The following is a 16231-nucleotide window of genomic DNA, read 5'->3' as shown; positions in this document are numbered from 1 at the left end:
CCCCCCAGCATCAACGCGCCGCCACAGCCCGGATGCGGGCCGGCTTCTCAGGCTTCCGCGTAGCGCAGCGCCCACTCCAGTGCGAAGTCGGCGACTTCTTCCCAGCCCGGCTCCGCGCAGGTCCAGTGCGACCGTTCGGGGAACTCGTGGTAGTCGGTGACGGTCCCCGGCGCCTTGTAGTGGCGTCGGTTGGACTTGTTCACCGAGGGCGGCATGATGTGGTCGCGCCCCCCGGCGAGGAAGAGCAGCGGGGCCCGGTCGGCGTTGTGGAAGTCGACCCAGGTCTCCCGCCGGCCGGGAGTGAGGTTAGCGATCAGCCCGTAGGTCCACACCCAGCTTCCCGGCGCCGCGATGGCGTACCGGTCGTAGGCCGCCCTCGCCTCGTCCGCGGGGAGGGTGTTGGTGAACGCGTAGTGGAACTGCTCAGGGGTGAAGCCCGCCGCCCGATGGCGCTTGGCCGGGTTGTTGAAGATGGGGAAGAGGGAGCGCAACTGCGACGGCGGGTTGACGCGGATGCCCTCCGGCGGCGCCGAGTCGATCACCACCCCGGCCGCGCCGTGCCCCCGGTCGAGAAGGAGCTGGGTGAACACCCCGCCGAAGGAGTGGCCGATGAGGATCGGCTTCTCCGGCAGTGCGGTGATCACCTTCTCCAGGTGGGCGACGGTCTCCGGCACCGTCAGCGACGCGATGGGGGAGGGGTCGGCCCGCAGCGCCTCCACCTCGGCTTCGAATCCGGGATACGCGGGCGTGAGGACCGTGTGCCCCCGGGCCTCGTAGTACGGGACCCAGTGCTCCCAGCTGCGCGGTGTCACCCACAGCCCGTGAATCAAGACGATGGTGCTCATCGGCCGTACCTCTCCAGGAAGGCGTACAGGTCCTCGCAGAGGATCTGCTTGTGCGTGTCGGTCAGTCCGTGCGGCGCGTCCGGGTAGACGAGCAGTTCGGCGTCCTTGACCAGCGCGGCCGACGCCCTGCCGCCGACCTCGAAGGGGACGACCTGGTCGGCGTCACCGTGGATCACCAGCGTGGGCACGTCGAAGCGGGCCAGGTCGCCGCGGAAGTCGGTGGCGGAGAACGCGGCGACGGACTCGTAGGCGTTGCGGTGCCCGGCGGCCATCGACTGCAGCCAGAACGCGTCACGCATGCCCTGGGAGACGGGGCTGGTGGGGTGGTTGAAGAACGGGCCGTCGGCGAGGTCCTTGTAGAGCTGGGACCGGTCAGCGATCGAGTCCGCGCGCAGCCCGTCGAATATGGCGACCGGGACGCCGTCCGGGTTGTCCTCCCGGCGGACCATCAGCGGCGGCACCGCGGCCACGAGCACGGCCTGCGCCACGCGGGCGGTGCCGTGCCGGCCGATGTAGCGGGTGATCTCCCCGCCACCGGTGGAGAACCCGACCAGGGTCACCTCTTGCAGGTCCAGGTGGTCCAGGAGGGCGGCGAGGTCGTCGGCGTAGGTGTCCATCTCGTTGCCGTGCCAGGTCTGCGTGGACCGGCCGTGACCGCGCCGGTCGTGCGCGATGGCGCGGTAGCCGTGCTCGGCGAGGAAGAGCTGCTGCGCCTCCCAGCTGTCGGAATTCAGCGGCCAGCCGTGGCTGAGCACGACGGGGCGGCCCGTGCCCCAGTCCTTGTAGAAGATCCTGGTGCCGTCGGCGGTGGTGACGTAGTTCATCGTGCTGCCTTTCCGATGAGGGCGGCGGTGATCCGCGGCTGGGAGATCATCGCCGCGTGCGAGGCCCCGACTTCGACGGTGTGCGCGCCGGCCCGGCCGGCCATGAAGCGCTGTGCGGCGGCCGGTATGAGGTTGTCCTCACGGGCGACGAGGTAGTACGACGGGACCGTCTTCCAGGCCGGCTCGCCGGACACCTCGGAGAGGGTCGCGGTGTCACCGGGCCGCTGTGTCGCCCACAGAAGGTCGGCCTCCGACCGGGACAGGTCGCCGGCGAACACCTCGCGGAAGGCGGAGCGCCTGACATAGCCCTCCACGCCGTGCGGGTGATGGCGGAATTCCAGCGCGGCCTCGGTGAGCCGGGTGCCGGGGAACATGGACTGCAGGCCGGGCACGGCCTCTCCGGCGTCGGGGGCGAAAGCCGCCACGTAGACCAGCGCTCGTACCCGCTCGATGCCGCGGGCGGCATTGGTGATCAGCATGCCGCCGTAGGAGTGCCCGACCAGTACGAGGGGGCCGGGGAGCGTGTCGAGGAAGGCGGCGAGGTAGGCGCTGTCGGCGTGCACCCCACGCAGCGGGTTGGGCGGGGCGATGACCGCGTGGCCCTCGCGGGTGAGGTGGGAGATGACCCGGGACCAGCCGCCGGAGTCGGCGAAGGCGCCGTGCACCAGCACGATCGTCGGCTTCGGCCGCTTGCCTGGGCTGCTCGCGGCGGCGGGGCCGGCGGTGGTGGCGGCTGCGGCGGCAACGGCCGCTCCGGCCAGGATGGTTCTGCGGGGGATGGGCGGAGACATGGATGGACGCACCCCTGTTCTCGGTCTCTTCTGCACAGCCCGATCGGGCCGTACGACGAGGAAATCAGCGCCTCGACCGGCGGACCATGCAGAACGACATGCAGAACGCCGGGCTGCTGGTCGTCCGGCGCGGTTGGATCCCACGGGGCGCGGGCCGCCCGCGATGCGTGCGCGATCGGGGAATACCGCGCGCGGACCGTACGGCCCGTCAGCCGTCCAGGGCGGCCAGGGCCCTCCTCGCCTCCTCCGCGGTGCTCTCGGACAGGGGTGTATTCCGCACAGCGTCCACGACCCAGCTCAGAGCTGCCCGTGCGGCCTGACGGTCGCCCAGTTCGGCCAGGGCCAGCCCACGGGCGAGCTGGACCAGACAGACGAGCCCGCGCGTGTCCTGCGTCACCCCGAACGAGGCTGCTTCACCTGCATGTGCCAATGCCTCACGGGGCCGTCCGAGGCGGGCCAGTACGTGCGCGGTGTAGACCGTGACCCGGGCGCGCGCCGACTCACCCGGGCCGGCCGTGACGGGCCGCGCCGCGAGTTCCCGCAGCGTCCGGCGGTAGGTGGCAAGGGCTTCCTCGTACTGCCCGAGCCGGTCCTGCAACCGCCCCACGCGCACCAGCAGATGGACGTACCCGTCGTGGTCTCCGGCCAGGTCGGCCGGGCCCAGCGCCAGGAGAACGGTCTCCAGCGCCTCCGCACGACGCCCGTCGTGGTGAAGGGCGTCCGACGCGTACTGCAACGCCCACACCTCCTCCTTGTGGTCGCCCTCCGCCACCGCGATCTCCCGAGCCGCCAGTGCGCTCGCCAGCCCCTCCGCGTGACGCTGGGCGGCCGTAGCTGCCCAGGAGTAGTAGTTGAGGTGCGTTGCTTCGAGGCGGCGATCGCCCAGCGCTGCGGCGGACGTACGGGAAAGCCCGTACACCTCGTACCAGCCGCGCCAGGCGATGGCCGTGTCCGAGAACCAGTGCAGCGCCTCGGCGGTCTCCACCACCTGCCGGTGCTCGCCCGCCTCGGCGGCGATCCGCAGGGCCCCCAGCCAGTTCTCCGCCTCGGACCGCAGCCAGTAGGCGGCCTCATCTGCGGTGGCGAGCGGCACCGGACCGGCCCAGGTCGCGGGCGGGGCACCGAATCCGGGCTCGAACCAGCGGCCCGCGGTGACCGTGATCTCCAGCAGACGCCGCGCCATGCCGAGCCGGACGGCCGCCCGCTCACCCTCCGGTTCCTCTCCCCGCAGCCGCTCACCGGCGAAAAGCCGCAGCAGGTCGTGGAGTTGGTAGCGGTCGGCGGCGCGCGGCTGGAGCAGCCCCAGCTCCACCAGCTCGTCGAGCACGTCCACAAGGTCCGCCGGGTCGTCACCGGCCACCAGCACGACCAGCGGGGCGGTGAAGTCCGGTCCCGGCAGGTGCGCGAGACGCCGGAACACCCGCCGCGCCGCGCCCGAGAGCTGTGTGTGGGAGAGGGCGAACGCGGCACCCACACTGACGTCGCCGGTGCGTAGCGCGGCCAGTCGCCGGTCCTCACCCGAGAGCCGATCGAGAAGGTGACGCACCGACCACCCTGACCTGGTGGACAGCCGGGTGCCGGCGATGCGCAGCGCCAGCGGCAGGTGCCCGCACAGCCGGGACACCTCCGCGACATCCCCCGCCGCCGAGGTCAGGGCCGCCTGGTCGGCGACCGCCCGCAGCAGAGCCGCCGACTCCTCCGGCGCCAGCGGAGCGAGGGCCAGCCGCCGGACGCCCTCCAGGCCGCTGAGCACCCGCCGGCAGGTCACCAGCACCAGCCCTGCACCCACGCCCGGTAGCAGCGGTCGTACCTGCGCCTCGTCGGCGGCGTTGTCCAGCACCAGCAGGCAGCGCCGCTCCCGCAGCACCGCCCGCACCTGCGCGCACCGCTCCTCGTCCGACCCGGCGAGCGCCCGTGCCGGTACGTGCAGCGCCCGCAGCAGGCGTACGGCGACGTCGCCCCCGGAGGGCGGGGCGGGGTCGACGCCGCGCAGGTCGACGTAGAGGCAGCCACCGGGATAGTCGTTCCTGAGGGCCTCGGCGGCCCGTAGCGCGAGGGTGGTCTTGCCGACTCCCGCCTGCCCGTGCACGAGGACGACCGGGGCCGGGCCGCCGCGGTCGCCGTCGGCCGCGGTACGGCGGACCGCCGCCAGCTCGTCCGCCCGGCCGATGAAGTCGGCAACCGAGCGCGGCGGTTCGCAGGGCCCCGGGCGGGCGTCCGTGCCGACGCGGCGCAGCGCGCGGACGTCCTCCTCCAGCCGTCGCCGCTCCTGATCACTCACCTTCAGCGCGGAGGCGAGCGCGGTGAGCGTGCGGGGCTGCGGCGTGCGGCTGTGCCCCCGTTCCATGTCGCTGATGGCCCGGGCGCTCACCCCAGACGCCTCGGCCAGCTCCTCCATCGTCAGACCGGCAGCCTGCCGCAGCTCGCGAAGCCGCATTCCCAGTCTCATGATGTCCCCTCCACATCTACGGACGAGCCGAGTTCCTGCGGCGTGGAACGGAAGGAGCCGCAGAAGGCGCGTACGGAGCCACGCCGTCCAGGGACGACGGACACCGCGGAGCCGAGCCACGTCGTCCCGCCGGTGGTCTGCGGCGAGGCGACAGCCGGGTGCGGGCGGCAGCGCCAGGGGGGCTCGTCCAGGACGCACTCGACGGATGGCGCCCGGACCGTCGGTGGCGTGGAGGGTGAGGGCCCGGAGTTCCGGGCCTCCAGCCGCTCCCGGGTGCCGCCCCGGGACGCCTCGTGGTCGATCGTGCGGCTGCCCGCCTCTCGCCGTCGCGGCGTACAACCCCTGGGCCCGCTCGGCGGCCGGTGGCCGGCGGATCGTCCGGTGTCGAGAACCAGCACATCGCCCCCGCGCATGATGACGGCCACGGCCGCGCCGGGCTCCCCTCCGAAGTGGTCGCCGAGCCCCGGCAGCGCGGCGAACGCCACACCGGGGCTGCGGACACCGTGACTGTAGGCACCCGGTCCGCCGCTGTGCTGGCTGTCACCGCACTGTCCCTGGCTGTCCGCGCACAACCCGCCGCCCGGAGGGGGAGCCCTCCGGGCACACCGTCCGGATCCGAGTCCGCGTCCGGCGCACCACTGCGGACCGCAGCACCTGTCGGCCTGTCGGTAAAATGACCGCAGCGACCAACCACCGTCGCGTTCCGGGGGGTTGCTCATGGTCATGGTGCTCGACACGGCGGACATCGCGCCTGCCGACCGCGCCGAGGCGATGTACACGGCCATGATCAGCGCCAGCGTCCCCTGCTTCCTGGTGCAGGAGGAATCCGGCGCCGCCATCCGGGCCCGGATGGACGTCTGGCCGATGAGGACCATGCAGGTGTTCAGCACCGAATCCACCGGTATCCGTCTGGTGCGCACTGCCAAGCAGGCCAGGCAGGACGACGCGGATCCCCTCATCGCCTTCGCCGTGCAGACGGCCTCCCGGGGGCGGCAGAGCCACCTCGGGCATCAACGGCTGGTGCCACGAGGGCACCTACTGATGATGGACCACTCCGCTCCGTACGACTACGCGTGGTCGGGCGAGGGAGCCTCACGCTGCATCCAGGTCTCCCTCGACCAGCTGACACTCCCCGTCGACGTCGTACGCAGGGCGTTGCCCCATCTGACGGCGAGCCCCCTCTACCCCCTGGTCACCGACCACATCGCGCACCTCACCGGCGGCATCGAGGATCTCCTGAACGACCCGGTTGCCGCAGGCATCGAGGAGATCACGATCGGCCTCGCACGCGCCCTGATCGCCTCCGCCGTCCGGCAGGACCACCACACACGCACCGCCCTCGCCGAGACGCGGCTGACACAGATCCGTGCCTACGTCCGGCGGCATCTGACAGAACCCGACCTCCGCCCCGCCCGCATCGCCGCGGCCCACCACATCTCCGAACGGCACCTGTACAACCTCTGCGCGCAGGCTGGATTCAGCCTCACCCGGTGGATCATCGAGCAGCGGCTCGAGGGAGCGCGCGAGGAACTCGCCCGTCCCTCGGGCGGCGGCCGCACCATCGCCGCCGTCGCCCGGCGCTGGGGCTTCAGCGACCCCACGCACTTCAGCCACCGCTTCAAGGACGCCTACGGCATGTCCCCCCGGGACTGGCGCGCCGCGGCACACGAGAAGAGCTGACGACGGCGGGGCGGCCCCTGACGTCGCGCGGCGAGCTGCGGGAAGACCGCTCCGTCGGACCGTCGGGTCCGCAGGCGAGGCCTCGCCCGCGCGCTGGTCATCGCCACACCCCGTCACCCAGCGGCTCGGCCTGCTCGCCCGCCCGCACTATCCGACCACGGCCGCGTCTTCACGCCCTCGGGCCGGTCAGGTCTGTCACCTGCGGCCTCTCCACGCGGATGTGGTGGCTGCCGGCGCCGAGCACCGCATCGGCGGCGATCACCTCGCCGTCAGCAGTGATCCGTGAGTCGGATCCTGCCGGCAGGTCCAGCAGGATGCTGGTGTTGAACGGTACTGCGACATCGATCACCAGGGCGTCCTCCTCCAGCGTCCAGGCGAGGCAGGCGCGGCCGTGGCCCGTCTCGATCCCGGCACGGGCGTGGCCGAACCGGGCCAACCGCCGTGCGCCGTCGACCATCTGCCGATCAGGGCCCGAAGCGGTGCACGAAGGCTCGCTCAGGATCTTGTTACGAGCTCGTAGGGGCCGAGCTCCTCGCATCCATGTGTGCTGCCCCACTGAGCCGAAGCACGATAGTTGTCACATAGGCAGGCTTGTTGTCACCGGCCCGCCGTTGGCCTGAGGTCACCGGTTGAGCAGCGAGTCCGAGATCGCGACGGAGGATGGAGCGATCCGGGTCCCACCGTCGTCAATGTCCCAGAGCGAGTTTTGCAGCAGCCGTCCCAGGGTCCAGCCGGTCGCGCGTGCGCGGTCCAGGCCGAGGACATCGGTGAGCAAGTCGAAGCGGCGCCGCACGATGCGCAGGGTGTCGCCCTTCGCCACGACGTCGTCCCACCTACTGTCCAGGGCGGGCCACAGGTCGAATCCTGGGTCGCCGGCGAGTGGCTCGGGATCGATGGCGATCCACGGCTCGCGCTGCCCGGCGAGAACGTTGTCGTAGTGCAGATCCCAGTGCAGCATCCGGTCCCCGGGGTCACCGGCCAATTCGGCCACCGCCGATGCCCAGTTGCGCAGGAGCTGACGGTCGGCCGGGTCGACCAGCTTCATGATCGCCTGGGGGGCCTGATCCACCATCTCGGAGGCGATGTCGCCAAGACTGCGCAGTCCCCGCGGCGCGGGGACCGCGACCAGCCGTGCGTGGAGCTCGGCAAGGGTACTCATCGCCATGTCGTCATCGTTGATCGAGGCCAGCGTGCGAGCTCCGTCCAGGCGCTCCAGGAGCATGCTGCTGCTCATAGGGTCGTGATCGAGCAGTCGCACCATCCCCTGACCGTTCCAGGTACGAAGGCCGATCACCGCGGCGGTGGTCTCCTGCCGGGGCATCTGGAGTCTCAGGACCGCGGGCGTACCGCGGCGCAGCACCGGCAGTACCACTGACGCTTCTCCGGCTCTGGCACTGCCATCCCGCTCCAGATCCCAGCGTTCCAGCATGTTCGCCGTGAGAGACGGCAGTCGGGCGATCCAGGCTCTCCCCTCCTCGCCGAAGGCCGCGACGTACGACGCCGCCAGGTGATGCGGGACCTCGTCTCCTGACGTGCTCACATCGGACCTCTTTCGCGGAGAACCGGGTTCGCACCGCAACCTACCGGAGGTCGACGGACGGCCTGCCGTCGCGGCGCGCCAGTTCAGCTCGAAGCTGTTTCGGATACCAACGTGACCTCGTGAACCACCGCAAGCAGCAGAATTCCGATCGCTGCCGCTGGTGACAGAAAGACTTGGGCACGCCGACGCTGCCCTGATACCGGACACCGCCGCGAGCCCTGTCCCTCCAAGTGGCCGAGGCCGCATCCGCCGGCCACTTCGCCGAGGTGGGCTGGCGGCAGGGCAGCAAAGGGCCGATGACCTCACGGTTTGCGGTCCTGGCCCTGCGGCCGGCGGGCAAGCAGCCCTTGGCCGACGCCCAGGCCGCAGGCGGCCGACACATCCGGTGGGACGGCGTCCTGCCCGTCTCCACCGTGCTGGTGGAATGGCCCGAGGACCAGGGCAACCCGACGGGCTGTTGGATATCGAACCTGCCGCCCGCCACCCCGGCCGCCGAGTTGGCGCGGTGGGCGAAGATGCGCCGGCGCATGGAGTGTGGTCAGTTCTTATGCGCGGTTACCAGAGCGAAGGAGAGGAATTCTCCGCGGTCTGTGGTGAGCATGTCGATAACGGGCTGGTTCGCGCTCTGGCCGTCGGGATGGTGTTCGGCGCCGGCCCGGGCCCACAGGAGCCAGTCCTGCCAGGCGTTCTGCTGCAGCCGCGCGGATGTGACGTTCACCAACTCGGTGATGTCCCAATGGAAGCGCCACCACTCCGCCGTGTGCCAGGCGATCGCCTCCCAGCCGACCACTTTCTTGATGTGGGGCGGGATCATCCCGAGTTCACGGATCTCCCGTGTCATGGCGGGGGTCGCCATGCCCAGCTGTCCGCCGGGCCGGAGGAAGCGCAGCAGATAGGGCAGGAAGTTGTCCGCCGTGCCGAAGTACTCGAAAGCGTCCACGCTGACGATCGCGTCGAAGCTCTGCTCCTCGAACGGCAGGGAGTGCGCCTCCGCCCGCACGGCCTCCACCTGGTGGCCGACACCCGCCTCGGCGAAGACCGCTGCCGCCTGTTCGGGGGCGATCCACAGGTCGGCCGCGACGACCTCGACTCCGTACTCGCGGGCCAGGAACACTGACGTGGCGCCCTTGCCGGAGCCGAGGTCGAGAACCCGCATGCCCGGGCGCAGGTCGAGATCACTGGCGAGGTCTTCCAGTAGCCACAGTGGGTTCGGCCCCATGTCGAGGTTGAGCAACCAGGCGGGGTCATACCGAGAGGAGCGTGGATAGAGGTCCGGGCGTACGAGATCGTTCAGTGCAGTCACGAGTACGCACCAAAGCCGATCATGTGCCCGGTCGCAACCCGTTTTGGCCCACGTCGGCTCTTGGTCCACATGGGAGGGTGCGGGCGGCAGTCAGACATGCCTCCGGTCACGAGCGTAGCCAGATCAGAAGCGCTGCGGCGGTGACGGTGCCGAGGAAGACGTATGTATTGAGCCGCAGGGTTGTTCACTCGGCTGATCGGGGGCGGGCTTCCGGCTGAGGTGTGGCAGCGGTGGTGGTTACAGGTGTGGAGGAAGTCTGCCAGGGCCGCTGTCCGCTCGTTGTCGCGCAGGTCGCGACCTTCTCTTCGCCGTGGACTTCGGTGTAGAGGCTGTTCCGCACGTCGTGGTCGTTCGGGGTTCGGCGGTCAGCTGGGGATGGGGCGTGCTCCCCTCCGAGTGCCAGAAGGGGTGCAACCACCGCCGAGCCGCTCGAACAACAAACTCATCCCTTGATGAACTCGATGATCTGCGGGGCGATCTTCTTCGGAGCCATGACGACGGCGCCGTGGTTGAGTCCGGGCAGAGCGCGGTGGTCGGCCTGCGGCAGGATCTCGGTGACGGCGAGGGCGGCGCGCTGGAACGCGGCTGGACTCTTGCCACCGGTCAGCACGCGGGTGGGTACGGCCACCCCTTTCCACTCCTCGGCTTCGAGCGGCTTGCCTTGCTGGGTATCGCCCATGACCGCGATGTCATAGGGCAGAGTGCCGGCCAACTTGGTGAGGTTCGCCCACATCTTCGGCATGAGCTTCATGAAGAACACGGCGATGCCGGGCATGCCCTGCACCCTGGTCATGAAGTACTTGACCGCGTCGCTGTGCCGGCCCTCCGCGAGCAACGCGGTGATCTGCTGCGCGAGGTCCTCAGGCGGTCCGTCGTCGCCTTCGCCGACCACGAACGGCGGCTCGTACAGAGCCAGGCGGTCGACGTTGACTCCGGCCGCGGCCGCGCGCAGGGCGAGGACCGCTCCGGAGGACGAGCCGAACAGTGACGCCGAACCGCCGACGTGTTCGACCAACGCGGCGATGTCTTCAATCTCGCGGTCGGGGGCGTACGTATCGGCGTCGCCGCTGGCACCGCGTCCGCGCCGGTCGTAGTTGATCACAGTGAAGTGGTGGGCGAGGAGAGCCGCGAGTTCGGTCGTGTCCGAGCGGTCTGCCAGTGCCGAGGCGACCAGGACGACGGCCGGCCCGCGGCCCGACTGCTCGAATGCGATCTCGGTGCCGTCGGCGGAGGTGACTCGGGCCTCGGCTCCGGCCGACTGCTCTCGCGCTGTTGCCATGTTTGTCTCTCCGGTTCACGTAGGGGCCGTACTGCTGTGGTGTGCGTTGCTGCCATAGGACCCCCGCAGTGCGGGAAACTCATCTGTGCGCCAGGCGTTCGGTGCCGAAGTCCTCGCATCTCGGCGAGGACGAACCCTCTCACGGGGAATCGAGGGCATGGGGCGGCAGCGGCAACTGGGACGATCCAGTTGTGACTGGTGTGATTACGGCATCGCAGCCGTCCTGGACAGCCCCGTTCGCCGGGCTGAGCCTGCGTTCCTTCGGAAAGCTGGTGACGGTCTCGCAAGGTGAGGGTGCGGACGCCGTTGGCAGAGGGCGCCCGTGGAGCCTGCCTCTGGAGGACCGGACGCTGCTGGTCACGGCTCACTGGCGAACAGGCTGTGCCCGCCTCCCTGTGGCGGTGGGTGTGCCCTCCCGGCAGGCCGCGCGCCAGGGCAGGCAGGCCGCTTGTGGACGCCTCACTCCGGGGAATCGGTGCAACGCGTCGGAAGTTGCCTCCTGTTCCCCCAGTGACATCCGGGGCGGTCGGGGGTTACGGTGCCAACGAACAGGGTGACAACGTTGTCAGCGTGTCAGGACTCGAAGGGAAATACCCCATGCGGTTTGCTTTCAGACCGTTCCGTCCCCGTGCTTCCGGTATAACAGCCGGTCTGATGGCCGCCGTACTCGTGAGTGGTGGAGTGGTCGGCATCGCGCAGCCCGCCGCCGCCGCGGACGCGGAACCGATCGATCTGGTCAATCCGTTCGTCGGAACCCAGAACTTCGGCAACACCTTCCCCGGGGCGAGCGCGCCGTTCGGCATGGTCCAGGTCAGCCCGGACACCGGCGGCCAGGGCGGATACGACTACAAGCAGGACTCGATCTACGGCTTCAGCCAGACGCACCTGTCCGGCGTCGGCTGCGGCGTCATGGGCGAGCTGCCCGTCATGCCGACCACGGGCGCGGTCGACTCCGTGGACCCGAACGCCTACCGTTCCCCGTACAGCCACGACGACGAGCAGGCCGGTCCCGGCTACTACCGGGTGGGGCTGAAGAAGTACGACGTCGACGCGGAACTCACCGCCACCGAGCGCACCGGATGGCAGCGCTACACCTTCCCCTCAACCGGTTCGGCCAACGTGCTGTTCAACACGGGCAAGGCCAACCAGCCCGTGCTGGACTCCGAGGTGCACGTCGTCGGTGACCGCACCATCGAGGGCCGGGTGCACGCCGGGGGCTTCTGTGCCGGACACGACGAGCACACGGTGTACTTCAGCGCCACCTTCGACCGGCCCTTCAAGGCCCACGGGACGTGGGACGGCGATGCCCCCAGGCCCGACACCCGCGACGCTGAGGGGAGTGGCGCCAACGGCGCCTGGGTGACCTTCGACGCGACCACCGACCGGGACGCCGTCCTGAAGGTGGGGCTGTCCTACACCGGCGTGGAGGGCGCCCGTAAGAACCTGGCCGCGGAGACCGGGAAGTCCTTCGACTTCGACGCCACGCGTGCGGCGTTGCAGGACACCTGGAAGAAGCAGCTGGATTCCATCCGGGTCGGAGGAGGCGAGGCTGACCGGCAGAAGGCCTTCTACACCGCGCTCTACCACAGCCAGTTGCACCCGAACCTCGCCGGTGACGTCGACGGCATGTACCAGGGGTTCGACAACAAGACGCACACGGCGAAGGACTACACGCCGTATCAGAACTTCTCGCTCTGGGACACCTACCGGCCGCAGAACCAGCTTCTGCAGATGCTGGAGCCGAAGGTCGCCAGGGACGTCGCGCTGTCGGTCGTCGCGGCAGGCCGGGACGGCGGCTGGCTGCCCCGCTGGGCGCTCGCCAACAGCGAGACCAACATCATGACCGGTGACCCGGTCACGCCCTTCCTCGTAGAGGCGTGGTCGAAGGGTCTGCTCGCCGGACACGAGGCGGAGACCTACGCGTTGCTGAAGAAGAACGCGACCAGCACCCCGCCCGCCGACTCTCCGTACAACGGACGCTCGGGATCGGACCACTACACCGAACGCGGCTACATCCCGTCAGATCTCGCACTCGGCAAGGACTGCGCGGACAAGGGCGGCGACAACGACTGCAAGCACCCGGCGTCGGCGACGATGGAGTACTCCGCCGCCGATGCAGCGCTCGCGCTGATGGCCGACGGGCTCGGACACAAGTCGGACGCCAAGATGTTCGCCGCGCGGGGCCAGTGGTACCGGAACCTGTGGGACTCCTCGATCCAGCAGTTCCGGCCGCGGACGGCCGACGGCACCTGGCTCACGCCCTACGACCCCGTCGAGGCGGCGCACCAGTTCCATGAGGGCGGCGCGTACCAGTACCAGTGGCTGGTACCGCAGGACCCGGCTGGTCTCGTCAGTCTGATGGGCGGCCGGAGCGCCACCGAGAAGCGGCTCGACTCCTTCTTCGTCCACGACAAGCTGCTCACCGACCCGGTGGGCACCGCTCGGAACGACTGGATCTCCCAGCCGTACGACTACTACGGCAAGCCGACGTACAACCCGAACAACGAGCCGGACCTGCACGCCCCGTACATGTACAACTGGGTCGGAGCCCCGGCGAAGACCGCGACGGTGGTGCGTGCGGCGATGACGCTGTTCACCGACGGGCCGGACGGGATGACGGGGAACGACGACCTGGGCACCATGTCGGCCTGGTACGTCTTCTCCTCCCTCGGCCTCTACCCGACGATGAGCGGCGCCGACTTCCTGGCCGTGTCCAGCCCGCAGTTCGCGTCGGCGACCGTCCGGATCGGCAGCTACCCCAAGGCGTCCGGCACCAAGGGCCAGGGCGGCACGCTGACGATCGAGGCACCGGGAGCGAGCGACGCGAAGCGGTACGTGCAGAGCGTGGCCCTGAACGGCAGGGACGTGCCCCAGACCTGGCTGAGCTGGAACAAGCTCGCGCACGGCGGAACGCTGGCCCACCGGCTCGGCACCTCCCCCTCCTCGTGGGGCACGGGCAAGGGCGCCCAGCCGCCCTCCGTCAACCAGGCGTCCCCCGACAGCCGCAAGCACGTCGACGCGTCCCTGCGGCCCGCCTCGGCGGTCGTCCCCACGGGCGACACCGCGCAGACCACGAAGTTCACGCTGGACGTCCTCGGGCAGGCACCCGGCAAGCTGAGCGTGTCGGTCACGGCGAAGGTGCCCAGCGGCTGGAAGGCCACCACGGCACCGCGTTCACCACTGGTGATCGATTCCGGACACCTTCCGGTGCAGAGGAAGGTGTCACTCGACATCACCGTGCCGCCGGGCGTCGCCGCAGGGTCCTACCCGGTGGAGGTGAAGGTTGCGGGCCGAGGGGCGAACCAGGTCACCCGCAAGGCCACTGTCACGGTGGGAGCCGCCACGACCTGCGCGAGCGCGGAGAACGGGCAGTGCGCAGTGGACCTGCGCGCGGACCTCGGCCACGACGGCACGGCCACGGTGGCGAACTCCGACGAGGGCGACTTCGACGGACATGGCTGGAGCTATGACGGCGACCTGCTGCCGAAGGCGGGGCCGGTCACCTGGGACGGGGTGAGGTACGACGCGCCGGACCCCACCGGCACGGCGAACAACTTCCTCGAAGCAAGCGGGCAGGCCCTCCTGCTGCCCGCCGGACAGCACAGTGCGCTGCGGCTGGTCGGCTCGGCGCACAACGGTCCTGTGACCACCACACTGACCGTGCACTACACGGACGGCAGCAGCACGGAGGCACCGGTGACGTTCGGGGACTGGGCGGGCTCCGCGCCGAACGGCGGCACGGTCGTCCTCGACATGCCACACCGCATCAAGCGGGGCAGCGGTGTCGACGGGCCGTCCATTCGGCTCTTCGGTACGGCCGTCGAGCTCGACGGGGGCAAGACGGTCCGCTCGGTCGCGCTGCCGGACGACTCCCGCGTCGAGATCTACGCGATGACGCTCGTCTAGAGGGACGGCGGACCGCCGAGAACCAGCCGGCGGTGCGCCGTTCCGGATCGGCGCACCCATCTCATCGGGGCCCCGGCGCGAATGCGCCGGGGCCCCTCGCGTGCCGGCCCCCGGCATCCGGCCCACCGCCAACAGGCGCCGACGCCTGGCATCGCGCGGAAGACCAGCGGCGGCCCGTGGAGCCTGGCCTTCGAGGACGAAGCCGTCTTCCCATGACGCCGTCGCAGGTGACTACATGGCGGTGTACGCCCGGGAGAGATCACCGGCGAAGGGCTCGATGAATGAGCAGTGCTGCGCGGTGATGTGCGCCTGGGGAGGATGTCATCCGCGAGGAACTCGGCATCACGCGCATCGAACCCGTGCTGACCGACCATGCCCCGGCCTGACCTTCGCCAGGCCATCGCAGGCAGTCGCTGACGTCCGCCGCCGGGGCGCCCGGGGAATCCGTCCCTGGGGAGCCGTGGAACGCTTGACCTGGAGTGCACTTCAAAATGCAGACTCCCCTTCGAGCCCGGACGGCCGGGCTCGAAGGGGAGGACAACCATGAAATACCGCACCATAGGCACCGACCCTGCCCACCGGCGTGAGGTGAGCGTGCTCGCGCTCGGCGCGATGCTGTTCGGTTCGCTCACCGACGAGAAGACCTCCTTCGCCCTTCTCGACCGCTACGTCGAAGCGGGCGGTAACTTCATCGACACGTCCGACAACTACGCCTACTGGACCGACGGGGGACAGGGCGGTCACAGCGAGAACGTCCTGGGCCGGTGGCGGCGCAGCCGGGGCGTCGGTGACGAGATCGTCATCGCCACCAAGCTCGGCGCCCGTCCCCTGGCTCCCGGCACCGGCTTCATCGACAACCCGGAGGGTCTGTCGGCCAAGATGATCCGCGAAGCGGCCGAGGCCAGCCGGGAACGGCTGGGTGTCGACAAACTGGACCTGCTGTACGCACACATCGATGACCACTCCGTACCGCAGCAGGAGACCGTCGAGGGATTCGGCGCCTTGGTCGCGGAGGGTACGGTCGGCCTCCTCGGCGTCAGCAACCAGGCGATGTGGCGGGTCGAGCGGGCCCGGGCGCTGGCTGCCGGCGCCGGGCTGCCCGGATACGAGGTGCTCCAGTACCAGCACAGCCACCTGCGCCCCCGGTCCGACGTGCCGAGCGACCTCTTCCCGGACGGCAGCCTCGGCCACGCCGGCCCCGAATTGTTCGGCTACCTGCGGGCCGAGCCCGCCCTGACCCTCGTCGCCTACTCCCCGCTGCTCGCCGGTGCGTACGTACGCGAGGACAAGCCGCTGGCGCCGGACTACGACCACCCGGGCACCCCGGCCCGGCTCGCCGAGCTGCGTTCCGTCGCCCGGGAGACCGGCGCCACCGTCAACCAGGTCGTCCTCTCCTGGCAGATCGGCAGCGAGCTGCCGGTCATCCCGCTGGCCGGGGCGTCGTCCCTGGCGCAGCTGGAGGAGAACCTGGCCGCGGTGGACCTGGAGCTGACAGCTGATCAGCGAGCCCGGCTCGACGCCGCCCACTGACGGTCCACGCGGCAGACGTTCCCGGCGTGACGTGATGGCGCAGATCCAGTCCTGGACAGGTCCCGGCACCTCCATCACCGCCAC

11 protein-coding genes and 3 pseudogenes are annotated in these 16231 nt (G+C 70.2%); 5 read left to right on the top strand and 9 right to left on the bottom strand.

Features of this window, described 5'->3' with window-relative positions:
* Positions 1 to 47: 47 nt before the first annotated feature.
* The 4 genes from AMK10_RS23940 to AMK10_RS23925 form a co-directional block, all read right to left on the bottom strand.
* Positions 48 to 845, bottom strand: a complete 798-nt coding sequence (locus AMK10_RS23940; RefSeq protein ID WP_073749951.1) for an alpha/beta hydrolase — start codon at positions 843 to 845, stop codon at positions 48 to 50.
* Positions 842 to 1669 carry an alpha/beta fold hydrolase gene (locus tag AMK10_RS23935; protein WP_073749950.1) on the bottom strand — a complete coding sequence of 276 codons (828 nt, stop codon included), beginning with the start codon at positions 1667 to 1669 and terminating at the stop codon, positions 842 to 844. Before AMK10_RS23935 ends, AMK10_RS23940 begins: the two co-directional genes overlap by 4 nt.
* Positions 1666 to 2460 (bottom strand): alpha/beta fold hydrolase, encoded by a 795-nt coding sequence (locus tag AMK10_RS23930; RefSeq protein ID WP_073749949.1) that lies wholly within the window; start codon positions 2458 to 2460, stop codon positions 1666 to 1668. The genes AMK10_RS23935 and AMK10_RS23930 overlap by 4 nt, the downstream gene beginning before the upstream one ends.
* Positions 2461 to 2668: 208 nt before the next feature.
* Positions 2669 to 4909 (bottom strand): ATP-binding protein, encoded by a 2241-nt coding sequence (locus AMK10_RS23925; RefSeq protein WP_079180845.1) that lies wholly within the window; start codon positions 4907 to 4909, stop codon positions 2669 to 2671.
* Positions 4910 to 5632: 723 nt separating this feature from the next.
* Here AMK10_RS23925 and AMK10_RS23920 point away from each other — a divergent pair.
* A complete protein-coding gene (locus AMK10_RS23920) occupies positions 5633 to 6589 on the top strand; it encodes a helix-turn-helix domain-containing protein (RefSeq protein ID WP_241839649.1) in 957 nt (318 codons plus the stop codon).
* 169 nt (positions 6590 to 6758) lie between these two features.
* Here the strand turns inward: AMK10_RS23920 and AMK10_RS23915 are convergent, their stop codons facing one another.
* Both AMK10_RS23915 and AMK10_RS23910 read right to left on the bottom strand, forming a co-directional pair.
* Entirely contained in the window at positions 6759 to 7046 is a 288-nt protein-coding gene (locus AMK10_RS23915) for an alpha-L-rhamnosidase C-terminal domain-containing protein (protein ID WP_073749947.1), read from the bottom strand.
* Between the two features lie 165 nt (positions 7047 to 7211).
* Positions 7212 to 8129, bottom strand: coding sequence for an aminoglycoside phosphotransferase family protein (locus AMK10_RS23910; protein WP_073749946.1), 918 nt, complete (start codon positions 8127 to 8129; stop codon positions 7212 to 7214).
* Positions 8130 to 8326: 197 nt separating this feature from the next.
* Here AMK10_RS23910 and AMK10_RS38735 point away from each other — a divergent pair.
* A pseudogene (locus tag AMK10_RS38735) lies at positions 8327 to 8662 on the top strand (IS701 family transposase); the annotation flags it as partial.
* A 5-nt stretch (positions 8663 to 8667) separates the two neighbouring features.
* Here the strand turns inward: AMK10_RS38735 and AMK10_RS23900 are convergent.
* From AMK10_RS23900 to AMK10_RS23890, 3 genes and pseudogenes are all read right to left on the bottom strand, one after another.
* Positions 8668 to 9432, bottom strand: coding sequence for an SAM-dependent methyltransferase (locus AMK10_RS23900; protein WP_073749945.1), 765 nt, complete (start codon positions 9430 to 9432; stop codon positions 8668 to 8670).
* A gap of 164 nt (positions 9433 to 9596) precedes the next feature.
* Positions 9597 to 9716: pseudogene (locus AMK10_RS37035) on the bottom strand (IS481 family transposase); the annotation flags it as partial.
* A gap of 158 nt (positions 9717 to 9874) precedes the next feature.
* Entirely contained in the window at positions 9875 to 10711 is an 837-nt protein-coding gene (locus AMK10_RS23890) for an alpha/beta fold hydrolase (RefSeq protein ID WP_073749943.1), read from the bottom strand.
* Positions 10712 to 10902: 191 nt separating this feature from the next.
* Here AMK10_RS23890 and AMK10_RS23885 point away from each other — a divergent pair.
* The 3 genes and pseudogenes from AMK10_RS23885 to AMK10_RS23875 all read left to right on the top strand — a co-directional run.
* Positions 10903 to 11088: pseudogene (locus AMK10_RS23885) on the top strand (IS5/IS1182 family transposase); the annotation flags it as partial.
* 277 nt (positions 11089 to 11365) lie between these two features.
* A complete protein-coding gene (locus tag AMK10_RS23880) occupies positions 11366 to 14617 on the top strand; it encodes a GH92 family glycosyl hydrolase (protein WP_073749942.1) in 3252 nt (1083 codons plus the stop codon).
* Between the two features lie 543 nt (positions 14618 to 15160).
* Entirely contained in the window at positions 15161 to 16147 is a 987-nt protein-coding gene (locus AMK10_RS23875; protein WP_073749941.1) for an aldo/keto reductase, read from the top strand.
* Positions 16148 to 16231: the final 84 nt, after the last annotated feature.

It is taken from the genome of Streptomyces sp. CB02058, from assembly GCF_001905505.1.
GTDB lineage: Bacteria > Actinomycetota > Actinomycetes > Streptomycetales > Streptomycetaceae > Streptomyces.
The sequence above is the reverse complement of the archived record's forward strand: the minus strand, read 5'-3'. Positions and strand labels throughout refer to the sequence as shown.